We start from the raw sequence: 22,544 nt of genomic DNA, 5'->3' as shown, positions 1-22,544 counted from the left end.
CGGGAATGCTGCTGAGTACGCGTTATTTGTGTTTGTAAATAATGTGAAGTTTGTAACCCTGTACCCCGTCGCCGTTGGTCGGGATGGAAAGTGCCTCTTTTCCATCGCGCGCAGGGCCGTTAAGGTTGGTTCTGGCTTCGTCGTTGGTCGCAGGGATGACCAAATTGTTATTATCGAAGCTTGAGTTAACGATGCCACCCGAAGTGCCAAGCTGTTGGCTGCTGCCAGAAAGTACCCAACGGAAGTCATAATTGGCGGTGACGTCAGCATCGGTACCCGCATCAAACTTGCCATTTTTGTTCTCATCCGAGTACAGTTTGGCCACGTAGGTTTTGCCAAGTTCGATTGGCGTGCTACCGTTGATAAGGTTGATACTGGTACCATCAACAAAGATGGCGACTTTCAGGTTCTGGTTAACCACCGGCCCCGGTGCAACGTTATCGCTGTCGCTTCCGCCGCCGCTGGCAGTAGAAACGTCATAAAGATGCAGCGCAGTCCCGACGTTTGGCGTACCGGTCTGCATGGTTGGCGTAATTTCAATACCGATATAACGACCACGGTCGGCATCGGTAAGAGTGTAACTGGTCACCTTCGTTACCAGCTCTTTTGGATCACCCCCCTGCGCATCCTTGTAGCTCATCCAGCGGATAGTATCGATAGTTTTCGCGTTATCGCCCAATCCCCCAAGATCCACGTCGCCTTCGGTATCACCAATTTCCCAACTTACGGTTAATTTATCACCCGAGTAAAGACGCTTGTCCGTTTCACTGCCTTGCGGGCGAGCGCCTTTTAGATCAGAAGTCAACGTTACACGGTCGGCATCTGTCGTAGCACTTCCCCCTTCCGAATAGAGCCACGGAATGGTCCCCTGGAAAATATTGGTTTCGCCGCTGTCGACCCAGGCACTGTCTTCAGCCAGCGCCACAGGTGCCACACAATAACCTGCCAGTGCCAGCGCTAATGCGATCCGGGTCAGACCGCGTCTTTTATCCTGCTTCATTGATGCTCTCCTTAATGAACCTTCAGCGACTGGCCGACTGGCCTTACGCCAATCTTATTTTTTGGTATACAGCACGCGTAAACCGTATCCCTGCAAGCCATCTCCCGCTTGTGCGCCATAGGTTTGCGCCGCTTCACGGTTAGTGGCCGGAATCACAATGTCCTCATTGGAAGTGTTCGCCTGTGCACCCACTTCACCATTGATGCTCTTGCCGGTAAATTCCCACTTGTAGTCGTACTGCACCATCTCTTCGTCAGTCAGTTTTTCGACCTGCTGGAAGACACCGTCTTTATTGTTGTCGCGCCATAAAACAAATCGATAAATGTTGTTGAGCGGCAACGGTTCTTTATCTTTACCTATCAGGTTGCTGGGTTTAGCCGCCCCCACACGATAGATAAAAGCATTTAGCCCACCAATTTCTGCCCCGAGGAAAGTGACATCCACATAGTTACTGTCATCGTAGGGCGCGGCTTTTGCTTTCCAGCGATAGGTGCCAGGTAAGGTACTGGAGAGGGTGACAGTGCCCTTTTCTTTATCTTGTTTGGCAATAAAAACGCAGGGGTTATCGGTCGAGCAGGGCTTGTTGGTTAACGTCACTCGTTTGTCCTGCGCGTCGTAAAGCTGAGGCGTAAGGTTATCTTCCGGCAACGCATCGCCGTTGCGGTCGGTGTTATCGCCAAAGCTGTCGGTTACATCGAGATCCATCACTACACCATCAACGCCATCTGCCTGTGCGCTGGCTTCGTGGCTGTGGTTGTTCTCTTCTGGCACGTTCGCGATGTTATTAACAATCAACTCTATTTTACGGTCCTGCTGAACGGTGATTTCCACCACGCCAGAGTTCTGTCGGTTGCCCTTTTCATCTTCCAGCGCCAGACGTACTCGCCAGGTATTGAGTTTTTCTTGTTCGGCTTGATCGGAACTGTACTGCCAGGCAGGCAGCACCAGGTTCCAGTGGTTATTGTTACCCTCTGTCAGAGTATTCTCTTTGATAACCGGCATCACCAGCGTGCGGGCGGCATTGTTTTTCGCCTGCCAGGAGGCCGCAACGATTTTGTAATGATGATTAATGAGTGCGTTAATGGTCCACTTACATTTTTCCAGACCGACGGCCGCTTCGGGAGTGTCCTTAATGACGCACTCAGGGTGCTCGTTGGTGGCATCCGCTTTCAACCACAGGGTGACATCAAGCGGATCTTTTTCTTTGTATTCCAGAACAATAAAGTTGTTACGTTCAACAAAGTCATGACGGCTACCCATGAGCGAGTGAGCCGCGCTCACTTTGTCAGGATCAAGCAGGTCTTTGAGCGGGACGCCAAACTGGTAGTTCAGCGTTGCGTTAACAGAAAGATCGGTATTATCGCCAGTGCCAGCTTTGAAATCTGTACCGACAACAATGAGCGGAACGGGCTGGTATTTCACACCCAGCGTGACAGCGAAGGGATCTTTCTCCAGACTATCGGTACCAAAAAGCGCGACTTCATTCCCATAATATTGTTCGAAGACAATTTTTCCGCCAAGCTGCGGGTAAGCGGGTAGCCAGGCTTCAGCGCGAATATCCCAACCGCGCGCAGGGCGTTCTTCATAAAAGTCGAAATCTTCAGAGTCTTTCCAGTCAGAAAGTGGGTGATAATAGTTGCCTGAGAATTTTAAATAATCCGTCCAGGCTTCGGCGCCTAAACCTAAACGGCGATGTCCACGGGTAAAGTCATAATCATAAAATATATTTCCACCCAATAGATATTTATCAAAATTATACCTTACCCCAAGGCCAATATTCCCGATCGTACGATCTTCTTTTCGTTGCGCAGAAAATTGGCTGAAATAAACAGTGGTTTGATTATCGTACCAGGGAACAAAATAATCGATGGAACTGCCATCCAGATCGCCGCCCTGACCAATGGAGAGGTTCAAACGGACCTTACCGTAGGGAGAGAGTGTGTCTTCAATATAAGATTGTGCGGTTGAGGTGATTTGACTTTGCAGATAGCTTCTGGCCTGAGATTCCAGCGCCTCAGGGGTCAAGTTTTCAAACCCTTGCGTGGCGAAGTTGATGACGTAATCGGCTCCGCGCTCTTTCAGCGATTTACCCTTGTTGGTTTGTTCATCCTGTTGTGCTGCCTGGCTACCTAAATCAGGTAACGATTCGTTTTGCTTAACATTTATCTCTGGCGCCGCGAAAGCAGCACCAGAGATAAATGTTAGAATAATACAGCGTTTCCATCGCAGCATGCACTTTCCCTGTGACAATGATACAGTCAAAAATAAGCTTTAATATTGTATCCCTGATTATTCAGAAAGGCATGTCATAAAGAATAAATATATTCTTAATTGTTTAAATTAGTGATCTCACTCAATTGCATTAGTTATTCCACTAATAACAAATTGTTTTACCATTCATGCATTAAATATAAATGATAAAACAATACATTCACATGATATTAAGCAATAATAAATTCAACGCGTTTTTTAGATATTAAACCGTGCCCATGTTGGCAGAAATAATCCACAGCACCACAAGCTTTTAACACTTGTAACGCCTGATGACACTCAGGGCAAAGTGCCTGGACGGTAAAGTTTTTGTCGCAAGTTGCACAGTGAGCAGTCTCGCCATTGCGTTCGAGAGGGGTTTTGCAGGTTGGACAGTTGAGTGCCATAAATACTCCTCGCGTGTTATTCGGCTTCCCTCTCCGTGTGGAAAGGGAAACCAGATAAGTGATTACTTACTTTTCTTGATATGCTTCATCAGACGCTTACGTTTACGCATCTGGGTTGGCGTCAGGGTGTTACGCTTGTTCGCATACGGGTTTTCCCCTTCTTTGAACTGAATACGAATCGGCGATCCCATTACGTCCAGCGATTTGCGGAAGTAGTTCATCAGGTAACGCTTGTAGGAATCAGGCAGGTCTTTCACCTGATTGCCGTGAATCACCACAATCGGCGGGTTATAACCCCCGGCGTGGGCGTATTTCAGCTTCACACGACGACCGCGTACCAGCGGTGGTTGGTGATCTTCAACAGCCATCGTCATGATGCGCGTCAGCATAGAGGTCCCCACACGACGGGTGGAGCTGTCATACGCTTCACGTACTGATTCAAACAAGTTACCAACACCACTGCCGTGCAAGGCAGAGATAAAGTGCACACGAGCAAAATCGATAAAGCCCAGACGGAAGTCCAGCGTCTCTTTCACCTGCTCTTTCACTTCCTGGCTCAGGCCGTCCCACTTGTTCACTACAATCACAAGTGAGCGCCCACTATTGAGAATAAAGCCCAGCAAGGAGAGATCCTGATCGGAAATACCTTCACGCGCATCAATCACCAACATCACCACGTTGGCATCTTCAATGGCCTGCAACGTTTTGATTACCGAGAATTTCTCTACCGCATCGGTGATTTTGCCGCGTTTACGTACGCCAGCGGTGTCAATGAGCACATACTCACGTCCGTCGCGTTCCATTGGAATGTAGATACTGTCACGCGTCGTGCCAGGCATGTCGTAAACAACAACGCGCTCTTCACCAAGAATACGGTTAGTGAGTGTAGACTTACCTACGTTCGGGCGACCCACAATCGCCAGTTTGATCGGCAGACTTTGCGGGTCGAAGTCGTCTTCCTCTTCTTCTTCGCCGTTCTCTTCCGCTTCAAATTGCGCCCAGTATTCGGCGTCTTCGTCGACTTCTTCTTGCGGTGCGAGATCTTCCATCCACGGCAGCAGCACGTGCTCCAGCAGACTTAATACGCCACGACCGTGAGACGCGGCGATCGGGTAGATTTCACCTAAACCAAGCGCGTAGAAATCAACCACTGCCTGATCGGGATCCAGACCGTCAGTTTTGTTTGCCACCAGGAAGGTCGGTTTTTCACGGGAGCGCAGATGTTTAGCAATCGCTTCATCCGCCGGCATCAGGCCCGCGCGCGCATCCACCATAAACAGTACGACGTCCGCTTCTTCAATCGCCAGCAGCGACTGTTCCGCCATGCGGGTTTCTACACCGTCTTCTGTGCCATCAATCCCGCCGGTATCAATGCAGATAAACTCACGGCCTTCAATTTCCGCACGACCGTACTTACGGTCACGAGTCAGACCCGGGAAATCCGCAACCAGCGCATCTCGGGTGCGAGTTAGACGGTTAAATAACGTGGATTTTCCTACGTTAGGGCGCCCGACAAGCGCGACCACAGGTACCATGTTTAAAGCCTCATTTTTATAAATCATCAGACAACGCACGCTATATTCGTGTCGTTGTTAAAAACAGGAAAACGGCCCCTGTCCAGGAGCCGTTTTCAAAGTGAACGACAGAGACGATTAACGTGTAATAGAGTACACGGTTCCGTCTTTTGCCTGGATCAGCAGTTTGCCGTCAGCGGCAACCGGTTCAGTCTGGAAACCGGAACTATCAACTTTTTGCTGGGCAACGAAACGACCATCTTCGACGTTAATCCAGTGCAGATAACCTTCGCTGTCACCTACCACCAGGTTGCCATTATACAGCACCGGAGAAGTCAGCAGGCGATGCAGCAGATCGCTTTGTGTCCACAGCGTAACGCCGCCATCAATGGTCAACGCCATCACCCGGTCATTTTGATCGACCAGATAGATGCGATTGCCGTCGACGATGAAATCATTCACCGAACCCAGTTCGCGTTTCCACATAATCTGACCGCTGCGCAGATCAAGCGCCGTCAGGTTACCATTATAGGCCAGCGCGAAAACAACGCCGTTAACAACGACGGGAGTCGTGTCAACATCGCTCAGACGGTCAATTTCGGTAGAACCGGTCGCCTGGGAAATACGCTGCTGCCAAATCATCTGGCCCTGTTCCATCAGCACTGCGCTGACGCGACCATTATCGCCACCCACGACGGCCGCACCAAAAGCCGTTGCCGGCGCAGACTCGCCACGCAAAGAGAGCGAAGGCATATCGAGGTTAACTGTCCATTTGACAGCGCCGTCAGCTTCGTTCAGCGCTTGTAACTGACCGTTACTGGTGTGGATTAACACCAGACCGTCGCTGACCACCGGGCGCGAAAGTGCTTCACCCGCGACTTTAGTTTGCCATGCCACAGTACCATCGCTGGTATTCAGCGCGTAAACCTGCGCCTTTTCGGTGCCAATGTAGACATGCCCACCAGACACGGTCACGCCGCCAGAAAGTAATGCAGGATCTTTAGAGAACCAGCCATCTTTCTCGGCCAGGTTGACAGACCAGATTTCTTTGCCGTCATCCGCATTCAGCGCTTTTACTAAACCAGCGCGGTCCGCTGCATAGACAACGTTGTCCGCCAGTGCCGGATGAAGATTGGAATAGAAGTTGCCAATGCCGCTACCAACGGAAGTGCTCCACGCAGTAGTCGGCGTAAACTGGTTTTCAACGGTTGGCAATGGGGACATCTTTACCACATCTTCTTCGCTGTTAAACAGCGAACAGCCGCTTAAAAGGGTAACGGAAAGCAGTCCTGGCAGCAGTAATTTACGCAATTGCATCGGGTCCCTCTCAGATGGACAAATTATTAATTTTCATCTGCATCATTTCGCTCAGTGCCGGGGTAACATCGCTTTTCACGCCTGCTTCCCATGCACTACGCGCACCTTGCTTATCACCTTTGCTCAGCAATGCTTCACCACGCAGGTCGGCAACAATGGCAGCCCACCCTTCACCTTTGATAGCATCAAGGGTTTTTAGCGCGGCATCAGCCTGCTTGAGCTGTACCTGAACGCGAGCAAGACGCAGATTTATCACGGCTTTGAGATTTTCATCGCTCGTGTCTGCCAGCCCCTGTTGTAACTGGGCGGCAGCTTTCTCTAGTTCATTTTTGTCAACAAATTGCTGCGCAAGTTCCAAAGAAGCCAGCGCACCATAAGTATTTTTATTTTCAGCAGCAAATTTTTCCGCCGCTGGGATGCTATCCGGTTTGCCTTCGCTCACTGCGGTAACCGCATTTTGATAGGCAAGAGAAGCGGAGCGTGCAGAATCAACCTGATGGCTATTCCAGTAGCGCCAGCCAATCAGTGCGCCAACGCCCAAAATCACCCCAACAGCCAGTGCTTTGCCATTTTCAGCAAAAAAGCGTTTAACCGCTTCAACCTGGTCGTTTTCGTTCTCGTAAATTTCCACGCTGTCCTTCTCCTTCCTTAACCCAGTAACGTGCGCAAATGCGCGGCTACGCTATCCTGCGCAACTGCAGTTTGCTCACCAGAGCGCAAATCCTTCACTACTGCTGTGCCGTTAGCCACTTCAGACTCACCCAGCACCACAGCAACGCGGGCACCCCATTTATCAGCACGGGCAAACTGTTTCTTAAAGTTGCCGCCGCCGTGGTTGGTCATCAGTTTCACGCCCGGTAATTCATCACGCAGACGCTCTGCTAATGCCATAGCCGCAGATTGTGTGTCAGCACCTGAAGCCACCAGGTATATATCGACAACAGGATCGGCTTTAAATTCCGGATTAACGGCCTGAACTAACAATACAAGACGTTCGAGGCCCATCGCAAAACCGACTGCCGGTGTTGCACGACCACCCAGTTGTTCCACCAGACCGTCATAACGACCACCTGCACACACGGTGCCCTGGGAACCGAGGCTGTTAGTCACCCACTCGAAAACGGTACGGTTATAGTAATCCAGACCGCGCACCAGACGCTGGTTTACGGTGTAAGCGATCCCCGCGCTCTCAAGCAGTTTGCACAGACCGGCAAAGTGCTCACGAGATTCCTCGTCCAGATAATCGCCTAATGCCGGAGCGTCGTTGAGAAGCACCTGCACTTCCGGATTTTTTGAATCGAGTACGCGCAGCGGGTTAGTGTACATGCGGCGTTTGCAGTCTTCGTCCAGCTTTTCTTTATGCTGCTCAAGGAATGCCACCAGCGCATCGCGGTAATTCGCACGAGCTTCCAGCGAACCGATAGAGTTCAGCTCAAGAGTTACGTGCTCGGAAATACCCAGCGCGCGCCACCAGCGGGCAGTGAGCATAATCAGTTCGGCGTCGATATCAGGACCTTGCAGACCGAAAACTTCGCAGCCCAACTGATGGAACTGACGATAACGCCCTTTCTGCGGACGCTCGTGACGGAACATAGGCCCGATATACCACAGACGCTGTTCCTGATTGTACAGAAGACCATGCTCGATGCCGGCGCGTACACAGCCCGCCGTCCCTTCAGGGCGCAGAGTCAGGCTGTCGCCATTGCGATCCTCAAAGGTGTACATCTCTTTTTCAACCACGTCGGTGACTTCACCAATCGCACGTTTGAATAGCGGGGTCTGCTCTACAATCGGCAAGCGGATTTCACTGTAACCGTAGCTGCCGAGCACGTTTTTCAGTGTGCCTTCAATGCGCTGCCAGATGACCGTTTCGCCAGGCAGGTAATCGTTCATGCCGCGAATGGCTTGAATGTTTTTTGCCACGTTTATTCTCTTTCTGAATATAAAAATGAACCCTCAACGCTTCCCTCAATGTTTCGGGAGCCATGCGGGTTCAATCATACACGGGAAGCGAGGCGCTTCCCATCACGTTATTATTTTTCAACCTGCTGAACGTCAATTCGACGCGCTTCGTCCAGCTGACTGGCTTTCGCACGAATGCGCGCTTCCAGCTGATCGATCATATCGTTGTTGTCCAGACGGTCTTTGCGCACGCCATCTTCATAGAGGCCGCTTTTCTTGTTGCCGCCAGTGACGCCGAGTGTAGAAACCAGCGCCTCACCAGGGCCATTCACCACGCAGCCGATAATCGAAACGTCCATCGGAGTGATGATATCTTCCAGGCGTTGCTCCAGCGCGTTAACCGTACCGATAACATCAAATTCCTGACGCGAACAGGTCGGGCAGGCGATGAAGTTGATCCCGCGCGAACGGATACGCAGCGATTTCAAAATATCGAAACCGACTTTGATCTCTTCGACCGGATCGGCCGCCAGCGATACGCGCAGCGTGTCGCCGATGCCTTCAGACAGCAGCAGACCTAAACCAATAGCGGATTTTACTGCCCCGCTACGCGCACCACCGGCTTCGGTGATCCCCAGATGCAGCGGCTGATCGATTTGTTTTGCCAGCAAACGATAAGACTCAACAGCGAGGAAGACGTCAGACGCTTTCACGCTGACTTTGAACTGATCGAAGTTCAGGCGATCGAGATGATCAACATGACGCATGGCAGATTCCAGCAACGCCTGCGGCGTCGGTTCGCCATACTTTTCTTGCAGATCTTTTTCCAACGATCCGGCATTAACGCCAATACGGATCGGAATGTTTTTATCGCGCGCACAGTCAACCACCATGCGAATACGCTCTTCATTACCGATATTGCCAGGGTTAATACGCAGACAATCGACGCCGTATTCCGCTACTTTCAGCGCAATGCGATAGTCGAAGTGGATGTCAGCCACCAGCGGCACGTTAACCTGCTGTTTGATGAGTTTGAACGCTTCTGCCGCGTCCATCGTCGGTACGGAGACACGGACGATATCAGCGCCAACACGTTCCAGCGCCTTGATTTGATTGACCGTTGCTTCGACGTCTGTCGTACGCGTATTGGTCATGGACTGTACGGCGATGGGAGCACCATCGCCAATCGGCACATTCCCAACGTAAATACGTGTTGATTTTCTACGTTGAATTGGAGCCTGGTTATGCATGAAAAATCTCCCGCGTTACCCGTCTGTTACTGCGCCGGTGATTGTTCGGCATTGAGGGTCAGACGCGCAACCTGGTTAGTTCTGATAAAACGACTCAGATCGACAGGTTTCCCTTGATACTGGATCTGTACTGCGGCTGGCGCACCAATTTTCAGTTTGTACGGTGCCTGGCCGGTTAAGTTCAAATTACCGTCTTTACGCTGCATACCGCTAAACAGTTTTTTACCGGTAGCATCGGTGACTTCCAGCCAGCAATCGGCAGTAAAGTTCATCACCAGCGCATTCGGGTCAACCGCCGGCGTGGTCACGCCAGCCTGATCGGTTGGCAACGGCGCAGCGCCATCTGGTGTTGTTGTTGCCGCTGGTGCCGGAGTCGCAGCGGTATCAACATTTGCCTGCGAAGGTGGAACAACCGCATTCTGTTGCGGATCAACAGCTGGTGCTGGCGCAGTTACGGCAGGTGTTTGCGTGTTGGTTGCGGTGGTATCCACAGGTGATGTCGGCGTGGTCGCCATAGCCTGATCTGTGGTTGTCGACGTATCTAACGGTACACTCTGGCTTTGATTATTATTCAGTTCCGCAGAAGATTGATCGGCCATAGTGGTGATCTCTTCCTGCTGAGCTTTGTGGTCTTGCCACCACCAGGCACCGCTCAGGCCAATAACCACAAACAACACCAGCCAGGTGAAGGTCATCAGCCAGCCGTCACGTTTTTTGCGGCGTTTACCGAGGGAAAAACTCTGCATCGGCGCAACTTTTGCAGCCCGTAGTGGAGCCTGCTTTTCCAGCCCTGGCAGCAGTTCTTCTTCTGGAATATGTACCAGACGCGCATAAGAGCGGATATATCCGCGCAGGAATGTTGAAGCAAGATCGGCGGGTGCCTTATCTTCTTCAATGTCGCGTACCGTGGAAACCTTCAGGCAAAGTCGCTCGGCAACGGCCTGTTGACTAAGTCCTAGTTGTTCGCGAGCATTACGCAGGCGAGCGCCGGTAGTAAGTGCTTCATTTTGGTCGTGCGTGGCTTCAGTATTCATTCGCTGCAGGTACGTTTAAATGAGAATTGAGATGCCGGTGAACCATCATGCCCACCCACACCGCGAAACATCCGTTAAGTTAACCGTTATCATACAGTATAAGACCGTCTGTGTGCTCGTGACAAAGCCCACATTCACTAAGGCTAACTTACTGTTGCATCGTTACATACTGCCTTAAAGTCAGCAAAAACGCACCGTTAATATTGACCAGACAATTGCAACTTAATACTTCATTCATAAAAGATTACGCCACGGTACATAAAGTAACCGTGGCGTAATGGCTATCAGACCGCTTTAATGTCGATGGCTTCACCCTGCATCCGTTTACGCAGGGTACGTTTCGTACGGTCGATAACATCGCCCGCCAACTGACCACAAGCAGCATCGATATCATCACCACGAGTTTTACGCACAATAGTGGTGAAACCGTAGCTCATCAGCACTTTTGAGAAACGGTCGATACGGCTGTTCGAACTGCGTCCATACGGCGCGCCCGGGAACGGGTTCCACGGGATCAGGTTGATCTTACACGGCGTATCTTTCAGCAGTTCCGCCAGTTGGTGCGCGTGTTCAGTGCCGTCGTTAACGTGATCAAGCATCACGTATTCAATAGTAACTCGGCCCTGATTGGCGTTGGATTTCTCCAGATAACGGCGCACCGCCGCAAGGAACGTTTCGATATTGTACTTTTTGTTGATCGGCACAATTTCGTCACGAATTTCGTCGTTCGGCGCGTGCAGGGAGATAGCCAGCGCAACGTCGATCATATCGCCCAGTTTATCCAGCGCCGGAACCACACCGGAAGTGGAAAGCGTGACGCGACGTTTTGACAGGCCAAAACCGAAATCATCAAGCATGATTTCCATCGCCGGAACGACGTTGTTCAGGTTGAGCAGCGGCTCGCCCATACCCATCATCACTACGTTAGTGATTGGGCGCTGACCGGTGACTTTTGCTGCGCCGACAATTTTCGCCGCACGCCACACCTGGCCGATAATTTCCGATACCCGCAGGTTGCGGTTAAAGCCCTGCTGGGCGGTGGAACAGAATTTACACTCCAGCGCACACCCCACCTGCGAAGAGACGCAGAGCGTGGCACGGTCGTCTTCCGGGATATACACCGTTTCAACGCGCTGATCGCCAACGGCGATCGCCCATTTAATGGTGCCGTCAGATGAACGCTGTTCTTCAACCACTTCCGGTGCACGGATTTCCGCCACCTCTTTCAGTTTGCCGCGCAACACTTTATTGATGTCGGTCATCTCATCAAAGTTGTCGCAGCAATAGTGATACATCCACTTCATCACCTGATCGGCGCGGAAGGGTTTTTCACCTAAATCTTTAAAAAACTCCCGCATCTGCTGACGGTTGAGATCCAGCAGGTTGATTTTTCCATCTTTCGTGGTGACGTTTTCAGGTGTGACTAATTGTTCAGACATATGCTATTCCGGCCTCGTTATTACACGTTATGGCCCCTGGAGGGTTGAAAAAAGAAACGCCCCGGTGAGCGGCTGCTCGTCCGGGGGCGCTGCATTGTACAAATTCTGGCGCACGGATGCCACGTTTGCACGCGGCATTTACGAAATTATTAACGGGTGCGCGGGCACACTTCGCCTTCGCCGAAGAAATAAGCGATTTCGCGAGCGGCAGACTCGACGGAATCAGAACCGTGGGTACCATTTTCGGTCAGGCTGTCAGCGTAATCAGCACGCAGAGTACCGGCCAGTGCGTTTGCCGGATTGGTCGCGCCCAGCAAATCGCGGTGACGCTGAACAGCATTTTCACCTTCCAGCACGGAAACAACGATCGGGCCAGAAGTCATGAATTCAACCAGACCATCAAAGAACGGTTTTCCATCGTGTTCAGCATAAAAGCCACGAGCCTGTTCAACGGTCAGGTGCAGCATTTTGGTGCCGACAATTTTGAACCCTGCAGCTTCAAAGCGCGCAAAGATACTACCAATCACGTTTTTTGCTACCGCGTTCGGTTTGATGATGGAAAAAGTACGTTCAATAGCCATTTTTACCTCTGTAAATTGTTCTGTTGTTGTCTGTACCAGCGTACGAGATGGCGCGGATTATAATGAGCAACAGGGCCGTTGACTATTGATGAAGGTAACATTTTTTTAAAATAAACCCAGTTTAAGCAACAATCAGGGACAAAACAGACTATTGCATGACAAATTTCACTGTCGCTATTTGCCCCACGTCATCCATCACCAGCAATTGATAATCGCCTTTATCCGTCAAATGCAGGGTCACGTTGCGCCCACGTTCAGTTAACGGTTCGCCGTTCAGAAACCACCAGCGTTCACCTGCCCCTCCACTTGATTGCAACGGCAAAGTCGCTTCCGCTGCGCCCGGTAAACGTTTAATAATCGCGCCATCGCGCACACCTGTTAGCTGCAGCGGGAGTTGTGCATCGTGACCGTATGGCGGGCAAATTGTCGAGGCCGGTGGCAAGCGCACAGCGCGACGTTCTGATGCGGGCAGCCAGGGTTCCAGCGGTAGCGGCCAGACATTTATCATTTCTTGTCGCGCCTGAGGGCAATCAGCGGCAACACGTTTGCCGTTTTCATCCAGCCAGATGGGGAAACGAATGCCATTAATGCCTTCCTGCTCCGGCAGTAATAGAGTTGGCGGCTGGCTCCCGTCCAGCAGCCAGGTTGCCAGGCGGCGGCGACAGTTACCGTCACCTTCCGGCAAAGACTGTCCGCCCGGCCAGCAGATAACGCCACGACTTACAGAGTCAGGACGTGGGTCTTCCGGCAAATTCACACTGCGCGACAGTAAGATATTATTAACCTGATTCAACAGCGGTACGGCACTGGCAAAGCCAAACTGACCAACAACGGGCGTGCCGTCCGGTCTGCCAGTCCAGATCCCAATGACATAGCGAGCGTTAACCCCAATCGCCCAGGCATCACGATAGCCATAGCTGGTGCCCGTTTTCCATGCCAGTGGGGCGACGCGCGGCAAGGCACCATCCGGCAAGGGTTGCGCTTCATCAGCCATAATCCGGCGAATGATCCACGCAGCCCCCGACGACATTAAAGGCCGTTCAAGCAGCGGATCGTCAGGCTGTAAGCGCAATTTACCTGCCTTGCCGTGGCGAGCAAACGCGGTATACGCTGCCGCCATATCTTCCAGTTTTGCGCCAGCGCCGCCGAGAATGAGCGAAAGATTCGGTGCAGCACCGTTGGGCAAATATAACGGCAATCCAACATTGCGTAACTTTGCCGCAAACCGTTTCGGTCCATAGGCTTCCAGCACCTGCACAGCAGGTAAGTTCAGCGATCGCACCAGCGCCTCACTCATGCTGATCGGGCCATGAAAACCGCTGTCAAAGTTGCCAGGTCGGTAATCACCGGTGCGTCTGGGGACGTCTTGCAACAGCGATGCCGGGTGGATCAAGCCTTCATCCAGCGCCAGACCATAAACAAACGGTTTGAGCACCGATCCTGGCGATCGGATCGCATTGACCATATCAACATGACCAAAGCGTGAATCATCGTTGAGATCAACCGATCCCACCCAGCCGCGAACACGCATATCGGTATGATCAACCACGATCATCGCCAGTGAGCTGCGCGGTGGCAATCGTCCTTTCCAGTTTTGCGCCAGTTCTTCCAGACGTCGTTGAAGACCGGCATCCAGCGTAGTAACGATTTTGTCGCTTTTGCTTTTACCGAGCATCATTCGCGAAAACAGCGGTGCCAGTTGCGGCATTTGTCGGGGTGCCAGCCAGATGGGTTCTTCCCTTGACTCTTTTACCCGCTCACGGGACCACACACCTTGCACGGCCATCCGTTCGAGCACTTTATTACGCGCGGCTTCGGCACGCTCCGGCCAACGATCCGGGCGAAGACGGCTGGGCGCTTGCGGCAACACCGCCAGCATTGCCGCCTCGGAATAGCTTAAATTCGCAGGCGATTTCCCGAGGTAAGCCCAACTTGCCGCACCAATCCCCTGCAACGTACCGCCAAACGGGGCACGGTTAAGATACAAGGTCAGAATTTCACGTTTAGACAGATGCCATTCCAGTTGCAACGCGCGCCAGAGCTGGCGAATTTTGCCGCCAAACGTTTTGGGGTGAGGATCAAGCAGGCGCGCCACCTGCATGGTGAGCGTGCTGCCGCCGGAAATGACCCGACCCGACGTGAGATCTTGCCAGGCTGCACGCGCCACCGAGAACGGATTCACCCCCGGATGCTTCCAGAACCAGCGATCTTCATAATTGATCAGCGCTTCAAGGTAACGTGGAGAAACATCTTCGATTGTTACTGGATAACGCCAGATGCCGTCAGCATCGGCGAAACGCCAGAGTGGCGTACCATCCTGCGCCACCACCACGCGTGCAGGATTCACTTCTTGCAATGGCAGAGGCCAGAGTTTATCTGCTGCCCATGCTGCCAGAATGATGATAAAAGGCGCGGCTGCCAGCATTATCCAGCAGCCGCGTTTGGTTAACAGGCGAGGCATTTACGGTCTGACAATCAGCAAATCTTCAGCCGCGCCGGTCGCCCGCCATTGGGGAACATACATTGATTCCACCATCGGTTGCGGTACCTGATACGTTCCCGGCGTCACCGCCCGCGCCAGATACACCAGCGTTACCGGTTGATATTCATCAACGGCAACCGCCGCCACAAAGCGATCGTCACGGAACTCTATGTGCTTAATGCTCGCCTGCTGCATCTGGTTCAGCAAGTTCTGCACTTCACCACCACTTTGCTCCAGGCTGGCGCTGCCGTTCGCCAGATTCTGGTTTTCCAGTTCCAGCCCCGCAGGCAACAGATCCACGACTAACGCATCCGGTACACTGTTACTGGCTTTAACCTGCAACCACACCAGCACCAGATCGCCGCTACGTAACGAGTCCAGCGATTTGCTCTTACCGTCAGTACCCAGAATATGACGCTCAATTTGCAGCACATTGCTCGCCGGTAAAGGTGCGGATTGCGGATAACCGCTGGCATCCACACGCAGCCATAACGGCTGATCGCCACTGTTGGTCACCTGCAAGGTGGCAAGTTGATCGCTATTCAGATTGCTGGTTTGCGCTTTCTCGCCTGTCAACGGCTCAGCAGAGAAAGTGGTTTGCGCCTGCCATTTGCCCGGTAAATCCTGAAGAGTACGGGCAGCCAGGAACAACGCGTTACTTTCCTGCGTCGATAGCCAGCGTTCACCGAACGCCTGCTGCGAAAGTGTGTTTAACAGGGAGTACTGCTCATCGGGTAGCAGTTTGTTCTCTTCCAGCAATGAGAGCATCAACGCGCTGTCTCGCAGTGGACTACCGTAATCACCCAGCCATATCCGCTCATCACTATTACGCGGCGTTTTCAGCGCCAGCGCAATCGCTTCTTCACCACGCGTCGCATCACCCATGATTTTCAGCGCAACGCCAAGTTGCAGCAGCGGTAAACCAGAAGCGGCATCTGCACGATGCTCCCAGATTTCACGCAGCGCACCCAGTGGTGCTTTTTGCTGACGGGCCAACACCAGCGCAGCGTAAGACTGTACGGCGAATTTACTGGCTTTGAGATTATCAGCGTACGGGATCGACATCATGCCCGGATCTTGTAAATAGCGCAGCAGACGCTCATTACCCCGGTTAATGGCGTCTGTCGGCACGCTGTAACCCTGTTCGCCTGCGCGGACCAGGAAATCCATCACGTAAGCCGTCAGCCAGTACTCTTCGTCACCGTTTTTATCCCACAACGCAAAGCCGCCGTTATCACGTTGCATTTGCAGCAAACGGGAAATGCCGATATCGACCGATGCACGGCGTTTCTCATCACTGTCGCCTTTGATGCCCAACGCCTGCAGTTGGGCTGCATTGGTATAAAGTGACGGGAACAGGCCGCTGGCGGTTTGCTCGAGACAGCCGTACGGATACGCTTTTAACTCTTTGATATAACGTGCGATGTTCAGCGGTGGTTTGCCACTCAACAACAATTGCCCTTCCAGCGTAACAGGCGAGAAGTTTTGCAATCCATCAGCCGGGAGCGCCCAGGTTTCACCAGGCTGTAACGCCGTACCGTAATTGACCGTTTGTGCCGGGAATGCCGGACGGACGCCGATTTTCCACTGCTTATGCTGATCGGCAACGGTTTCCCCCGGTAACGCTAACCCGCTAATGGTGGCCTGAATGTCTCCATCGCCATAACCCGGCAATGCACGCACCGGGATAAACAGCGTAGTACGCACCCCTGGCGCTAATTCAACAGGTGCGGGGGAATTACTCACCAGTTCAAGCAAGCCACTGGCGGTCAGAGCAACATTAAGTTTTTGCGGTTTATCGGTAAGATTAGTGATATCCAGCGTCAGGCGCGAGGTATCGCCACTCGCCATAAAGCGTGGCATGTTCAGTTCAGCAATCACCGGTGCAGCAACAATCACTTTGCTTTCGTTGCTTCCGAAGTCATCTGCCGTCCAGGCTTGCGCCATGACGCGCAATTCACCGTTAAAATCGCCAATTGGCAGTGTAACCGAGCCTTCGCCCTGTTCATTGAGCGTTACCGGCAGCGCCTGCTGCGCGACAATATTGACGTGATTGACCGGCGGTTTACCACCACGTTTCAGCTCATCACCATCGCCACCAAAACGCAGAGCTGCCAGACGCCCCTGACCTTCAATGACCTGACCGTAAATATCGTAAATGTCTGCGCCATAGCGTTTCTGACCAAAGAACGCCTGCCACGGATCTGGCGTGACGTAATCAGTAATATTCAGCACACCGCTATCAACGGCAGACACCAGCACATTCACCTGTTTTGGCATCTCACCATTTTTATTGCTGGCTTTAATTTTCACGGTTAATGGCTGATTGGGGCGCATTTTGGTAGGGGTTTCCAGCGCCAGATCGAGGCGACGGTTTTCATCACCAAGCGGCAGATGCAACACCCCAACCGCGCGTTTTGGCGTCGCGGAGCGAGATTTATCGCCAGGACGTACCACCAGCGTACTTAAATACAGATCATGACGATTCCAGGTTTTATCGACCGGAATCGTCAGATCCAGCCCTTGAGCCGGAACATCAATCTCTTGCCACCACAGCGGCCCTTCACTGGACTCGACCATCGCATAACCTTTACCCGCCGTTGGCGCGGCAATATGCAACTTAATGGTATCGCCAGGGCGATAGCTGGCTTTATCCAGTTTCAGCGTGACACGGTCGGGTCGCACTGCACCACCCCCGTCGCTGTTATCCTGCCAGCTATAACCAGCCCAGAAACGCACACTACTGACCGCTTCATTCGGCGCTTTAACTTCCAGACGATAAGCGCCCCACTCTACCGGGAAACTGACCTTACCGGTTTCGTCCGCTTTCAGATCCAGAGTTTGTTCATTTTCGATCAGATCTTTTTGATCAAACTGTGACTGCCAGCCTTCATATTCCGACCAGTTCCAGTAGTAATCGCGGCGTTCGCGAATCAGGCGCACCTGCAAGCCCGACACGGCTTTTTTCACGCCTTGCGCATCGCTATAAACGATGTCAAAAGCGGCGTTACTGCCTTCATCAACAATGGGCTGTTTCACCGTGCTGTCGGTGCGATAATCGTAAACCGATTTCGAGGCGAACTGCGGACGGATCCCCGGCAATGCATCGGCAGGCCAGATAGCCTGCTCAGCACGGCGCGTCACCGGGCGACCGCCCGATTCCAGCAAACTACCCTGGAAAATAACCTGTAATGGGGAATGCGTTTCCTTCCACTGGCTTTCTGTAGAAACTTCGCCGCGCCCTTTATCATCCAGCGTCAACTGAACTTCATCCAGCGTGCGGGAAAGATTTTCGGCAGCTATATCGCCGAATTCAAAACCAGGTAAGGCTGATACAGCTTCACGCAGTGGGCGCAGGAAAAGTTGCCCTTGCAAAGTATTACCATTAGCAGGTGCGCCATACAGGTAGTACCCCACCACGGAGAATTTCACTTCATCTTTCGGCGTTAGCGGGGTTTTCTCACCGGTCAGATTCAGCGCCATACGCTCTGGCATAAAATCTTCGACGTGGAAATCCCACATCCGATACTGGTTATCGCCCGTGTTAGCGCGAATATGCCACATACCGGTTGCCGCATTGCTATCGAGTGGCCAGGTAAAGTGGTAGAGGCCATTCTCCGGCTGACTAACGACGCTCCTGAGTACCTGCCCGTCGGGTTTAATCACGTCCAGCTTGACAGGTTGATCGGGCAACGCTTTACCGTCTGCATCACGCAGCAAACCATTGAGGATGACCGTTTCACCCGGGCGATAAAGATCGCGCGGGCCAAACATGAAAAACTGTTTGCTATAGCCCGGCGCGCCAGCAATGTTAAATTCCGCTAAGTCCAGCGCCGGGAGTTTTAAATCGAGCAGCGTTGTCTGACCGTTTTTACGCGCCAGCAGTAATGCCGCGTTTTTATCATTTTCCAGCTGCACATGCCCCTGAGCGTCACTGCTTGCCTGAGTCAGAGTCTGCCCTTTCTCATTTAATAAAGAGACTTCAATTCCTTGCTGGGCCGCGCCGTTTTCCAGACTTTGGGTAAAGATATCCAGACGATTGTGATAACGGTGAGCTGAAACGCCAATATCACTTAACGTAAACAGCGTCGCGGGATTACTGTAATCGTAACGTCCAGCCTGATTCATCACAGCCAGATACACGCCCGCCTGCTGAAGCGGTTTGATATCGCCCAGCGGCAGCAATAATTTTTCACGGGTGTTACGCGCAGGATTGAGATCAAACCGTCCGGTGTAGACCAGATCCGCCATCTGCAGCAGTTTATCTGACTGCCAGTTCGCCAGCGAATTGCGGTATTCCCACTGGCTAATGAAAGCGGGCAGTGATTCTGGTTTCACACGGAAGAAGTTAACATCGACATTGTTAACGTTAAGCGCCATTACCGGCAGCCCTTCAACGACCTTACCAGGAAGCAACGAACCACGACTGGCAAAACCGACGCTGGGTTGGATATCGCGGGTAGTTATAGTTTTTTCGTCATCTTTACTAAAGGTTGCGTTATTGAGCGCTTTGACCTCCTTGCCAATAGTGACGATCAAATCACGTTTCGGTTCGAGGTGGCGTAAACGCAGCTCTTTAAGATTATGTGACAGCTCCCAGGCACCATCCACTTTGCCGCTTTTTTTATCGACGACATGAATAACGCGTGAGAAATCCTGATCCGGGTCGAGAGGGATGGAGAACGTCAGCACCAGCGTGGCTGCGCCATCGAGTTGAACTTCAGAGAGATCCAGCAATGTCAGCGCCTTACCGGCACTCTGTTGGGCCAGTTTTTGTCGCTCCGGCGCGGAAAGTTTTGCTGAACTCACGTTTTCTGAAGAGGCCGCTTTAGTAACTTCAGAAGGCGCATCTTTTTTCACCGCTGTTGGCGCGTTATCGTTGTTGTCGCACCCTGCCAGCGCCAGCATTAGCATGCAGGCGGCTACGCGTAACTTTTTCATTTTTCATCCCTGCCACAATGGCCCGTTAGCAACGTCGAATAATTATTATGCGTGAGAATTTACGTTATGTAATTCAGTATCACGCCCATACAATCCGAATTTTAGTGAGAATTGTGGCTCAGACAGCCAAATCAGCCTCTTTTGCTTGTCGCTTTTCACTAAACATCCGACAATTTAGCCTAACCCCGGCAAAAATGGAGATGCCTATGTCCACGACATGGTTTGTAGGAGCCGACTGGCTCGCCGAACATATTGATGACCCGGAAATTCAGATTATCGATGCCCGCATGGCGTCGCCTGGACAGGAAGATCGTAACGTTGCTCAGGAGTATCTGAATGGACATATTCCCGGCGCAGTGTTTTTTGATATCGAAGCGCTTTCTGATCACACTTCTCCGCTTCCGCACATGCTGCCGCGCCCGGAAACGTTCGCCGTGGCGATGCGTGAATTAGGCGTTAACCAGGATAAGCACCTGATTGTCTATGACGAAGGTAATCTTTTCTCAGCCCCACGAGCATGGTGGATGCTGCGCACCTTTGGTGTAGAGAAAGTGTCGATTCTGGGTGGTGGACTTGCAGGCTGGCAGCGTGATGATCTGCTATTAGAGGAAGGCGCAGTAGAGCTGCCGGAAGGAGAGTTTAACGCCGCGTTTAATCCTGAAGCCGTGGTGAAAGTAACCGATGTATTATTGGCAAGCCATGAAAATACGGCGCAAATTATTGATGCCCGCCCGGCTACACGTTTTAACGCAGAAGTTGATGAACCTCGCCCAGGTTTACGTCGCGGACATATTCCCGGTGCATTGAACGTTCCGTGGACGGAACTGGTACGTGAAGGCGAACTAAAAACGACCGATGAACTGGATGCGATATTTTTTGGTCGCGGTGTCAGCTACGACAAACCAATTATCGTCAGCTGCGGTTCTGGTGTAACAGCAGCCGTGGTTTTGTTGGCACTTGCGACGCTGGATGTGACAAACGTGAAACTGTACGACGGCGCATGGAGTGAATGGGGCGCACGGGCAGATTTACCGGTTGAGCCCGTAAAATAAGCTTTTTACAGGCAATAAAAAACCGCCGAATTTGGCGGTTTTTTATTGCTGGTCTGGTTCGCGGCCTTTCCAGCAGGTTGTATTACCGTAGTAATGCAAGCGCGTCTCAGCGGACACAATACTCGCCAGTAACTCTCTTTTTGTCAAGTAAAAGAGAGTTATTATTGTTCTGTTAGTGTATTATCCACTGCGGCCCTTTCCGCCGTCTCGCAAGCGGGCGCTGGCTTAAGGAAAGGATGTTCCGCGACCGTTAGGGCAAGCGCGTCTCAGCGCTTGCTATCGCGGCAATATCGCCAGTGGTGCTGTCGTGATGCGGTCTTCGCATGGACCGCACAATGAAGATACGGTGCTTTTGTATCGTACTTATTGTTTCTGGTGCGCTGTTAACCGAGGTAAATAATAACCGGAGTCTCTCCGGCAACAATTTACTGGTGGTTAACAACCTTCAGAACAGCAAGTAAGCCCGAATGCCGCCCTTTGGGGCGGCATGTTTTAAATTATCCGGTTCTGTTTAAAGTCACGCAAAAAACCACCCCAGCGACGTTCATAGAATGGCGCAATATGTTCGGTAATAAAGTGGCTAATACCTTTTTCCCCTTTTTTCACCTGACAAATATCGATGGGTTCATCGCCAGGTAATGTATCGGTCGCTACACTTCCCGCCGCCTGAATAATTTCTTCGATATCACCATCGGCTTCAATGCCAATAAGTAAATTAGGCTGTGCCTCTTCGTTCTCTTTAATTGAACAAATAAAAGCACGCTTCACCGGCTTAATGGTTTTAAATAAGGTGGTAAGTGAATCAATCATTTGCGCTGGCGGCTCTGCGACCTCCGATAATATCAGCGATTCACCGCCTTCCAGTACTTCCTGACTGCTAAGCGGATTCCCTTCTTCACCAATCAGCAAACTGATTTCACGCGGCATAAATTCTTTACCGGTTGGCAGTTTGGCATTAAGGAAGAGCGTTTCGCCAAGGGTCATCTCAAACAATGTGCGAACTGGCATTACGACAAATGCCTGTTCGCCTTCAACCGCCTGTTGAAGTGCTTCTAACGAGGTGAAAAAAGGAATGACGCTGGTGCCGTCTTCTTTTTCCCAGTGCTGTAAATCAAGTGCGCTATCTTCAACCACAGCCTCGCCCTGTGCCGCCGTACCAGGCACCCAGACGGTGGATTCCAGTAGAGTACGGAAAAAGGCCGGGCGGTGCGCCGGTTCGGTTGCTGCTTTTTCCAGCAGGTCTTCAAGTTCGTTTTTTGTTTCGGACATAAGAACCATAATTCATTCAACGTTCGGGGCGTAAGTGCCTGATGCGCTACGCTTATCAGGCCTACAAGGGAACCGCAATATATTGAATTTGCAATACTTTGTAGGC

Annotated in this window: 16 protein-coding genes; 2 read left to right on the top strand and 14 right to left on the bottom strand. The window is 51.9% G+C overall.

Features of this window, described 5'->3' with window-relative positions:
- Nucleotides 1–22: 22 nt before the first annotated feature.
- The 13 genes from C4F37_RS21690 to yfhM all read right to left on the bottom strand — a co-directional run bounded on the left by C4F37_RS21690 (nt 23) and on the right by yfhM (nt 20,117).
- Nucleotides 23–1,000 carry a SinI family autotransporter-associated protein gene (locus tag C4F37_RS21690; RefSeq protein WP_106106716.1) on the bottom strand — a complete coding sequence of 326 codons (978 nt, stop codon included), beginning with the start codon at nt 998–1,000 and terminating at the stop codon, nt 23–25.
- 54 nt (nt 1,001–1,054) lie between these two features.
- Nucleotides 1,055–3,232 (bottom strand): intimin-like inverse autotransporter SinH, encoded by a 2,178-nt coding sequence (gene sinH / locus C4F37_RS21685; protein WP_001539342.1) that lies wholly within the window; start codon nt 3,230–3,232, stop codon nt 1,055–1,057.
- A gap of 209 nt (nt 3,233–3,441) precedes the next feature.
- Nucleotides 3,442–3,657: a zinc ribbon domain-containing protein gene (locus C4F37_RS21680; RefSeq protein WP_001196898.1), complete on the bottom strand. Its 216-nt coding sequence runs from the start codon at nt 3,655–3,657 to the stop codon at nt 3,442–3,444.
- A gap of 62 nt (nt 3,658–3,719) precedes the next feature.
- Nucleotides 3,720–5,192 carry a ribosome biogenesis GTPase Der gene (gene der / locus C4F37_RS21675; protein ID WP_001296291.1) on the bottom strand — a complete coding sequence of 491 codons (1,473 nt, stop codon included), beginning with the start codon at nt 5,190–5,192 and terminating at the stop codon, nt 3,720–3,722.
- 117 nt (nt 5,193–5,309) lie between these two features.
- Nucleotides 5,310–6,488 carry an outer membrane protein assembly factor BamB gene (bamB, locus tag C4F37_RS21670; protein WP_001177034.1) on the bottom strand — a complete coding sequence of 393 codons (1,179 nt, stop codon included), beginning with the start codon at nt 6,486–6,488 and terminating at the stop codon, nt 5,310–5,312.
- A 10-nt stretch (nt 6,489–6,498) separates the two neighbouring features.
- Complete coding sequence (gene yfgM / locus C4F37_RS21665) at nt 6,499–7,119, bottom strand: ancillary SecYEG translocon subunit YfgM (RefSeq protein WP_000409203.1); 621 nt, start codon at nt 7,117–7,119, stop codon at nt 6,499–6,501.
- 17 nt (nt 7,120–7,136) lie between these two features.
- Nucleotides 7,137–8,411: a histidine--tRNA ligase gene (hisS, locus tag C4F37_RS21660; RefSeq protein WP_001539343.1), complete on the bottom strand. Its 1,275-nt coding sequence runs from the start codon at nt 8,409–8,411 to the stop codon at nt 7,137–7,139.
- Nucleotides 8,412–8,521: 110 nt separating this feature from the next.
- Nucleotides 8,522–9,640, bottom strand: a complete 1,119-nt coding sequence (gene ispG, locus C4F37_RS21655; RefSeq protein WP_000551807.1) for a flavodoxin-dependent (E)-4-hydroxy-3-methylbut-2-enyl-diphosphate synthase — start codon at nt 9,638–9,640, stop codon at nt 8,522–8,524.
- 26 nt (nt 9,641–9,666) lie between these two features.
- A complete protein-coding gene (gene rodZ, locus C4F37_RS21650; protein ID WP_001090835.1) occupies nt 9,667–10,674 on the bottom strand; it encodes a cytoskeleton protein RodZ in 1,008 nt (335 codons plus the stop codon).
- 284 nt (nt 10,675–10,958) lie between these two features.
- Nucleotides 10,959–12,113, bottom strand: coding sequence for a bifunctional tRNA (adenosine(37)-C2)-methyltransferase TrmG/ribosomal RNA large subunit methyltransferase RlmN (locus C4F37_RS21640; protein WP_000003317.1), 1,155 nt, complete (start codon nt 12,111–12,113; stop codon nt 10,959–10,961).
- A gap of 149 nt (nt 12,114–12,262) precedes the next feature.
- A complete protein-coding gene (ndk, locus tag C4F37_RS21635) occupies nt 12,263–12,694 on the bottom strand; it encodes a nucleoside-diphosphate kinase (protein ID WP_000963841.1) in 432 nt (143 codons plus the stop codon).
- Nucleotides 12,695–12,842: 148 nt separating this feature from the next.
- Nucleotides 12,843–15,155, bottom strand: a complete 2,313-nt coding sequence (gene pbpC, locus C4F37_RS21630; RefSeq protein ID WP_001137640.1) for a peptidoglycan glycosyltransferase PbpC — start codon at nt 15,153–15,155, stop codon at nt 12,843–12,845.
- Nucleotides 15,156–20,117, bottom strand: a complete 4,962-nt coding sequence (gene yfhM, locus C4F37_RS21625) for an alpha2-macroglobulin (protein ID WP_001539346.1) — start codon at nt 20,115–20,117, stop codon at nt 15,156–15,158.
- A 206-nt stretch (nt 20,118–20,323) separates the two neighbouring features.
- On the opposite strand from yfhM, the gene sseA reads away from it, so the two are divergent.
- Both sseA and timP read left to right on the top strand, forming a co-directional pair.
- Nucleotides 20,324–21,169 (top strand): 3-mercaptopyruvate sulfurtransferase, encoded by an 846-nt coding sequence (sseA, locus tag C4F37_RS21620; RefSeq protein WP_000108634.1) that lies wholly within the window; start codon nt 20,324–20,326, stop codon nt 21,167–21,169.
- Nucleotides 21,170–21,504: 335 nt separating this feature from the next.
- Entirely contained in the window at nt 21,505–21,630 is a 126-nt protein-coding gene (gene timP / locus C4F37_RS28170) for a small toxic inner membrane protein TimP (protein ID WP_001363539.1), read from the top strand.
- Nucleotides 21,631–21,661: 31 nt separating this feature from the next.
- On the opposite strand, the gene sseB is transcribed toward timP, so the two are convergent.
- A complete protein-coding gene (sseB, locus tag C4F37_RS21615) occupies nt 21,662–22,438 on the bottom strand; it encodes an enhanced serine sensitivity protein SseB (RefSeq protein WP_001337650.1) in 777 nt (258 codons plus the stop codon).
- Nucleotides 22,439–22,544: the final 106 nt, after the last annotated feature.

The sequence above is a fragment of the Escherichia sp. R1 genome (assembly GCF_003000935.1).
GTDB classification, from domain to species: Bacteria; Pseudomonadota; Gammaproteobacteria; order Enterobacterales; family Enterobacteriaceae; genus Escherichia; species Escherichia coli.
This window is presented reverse-complemented; position numbering and strand designations above follow the sequence as displayed.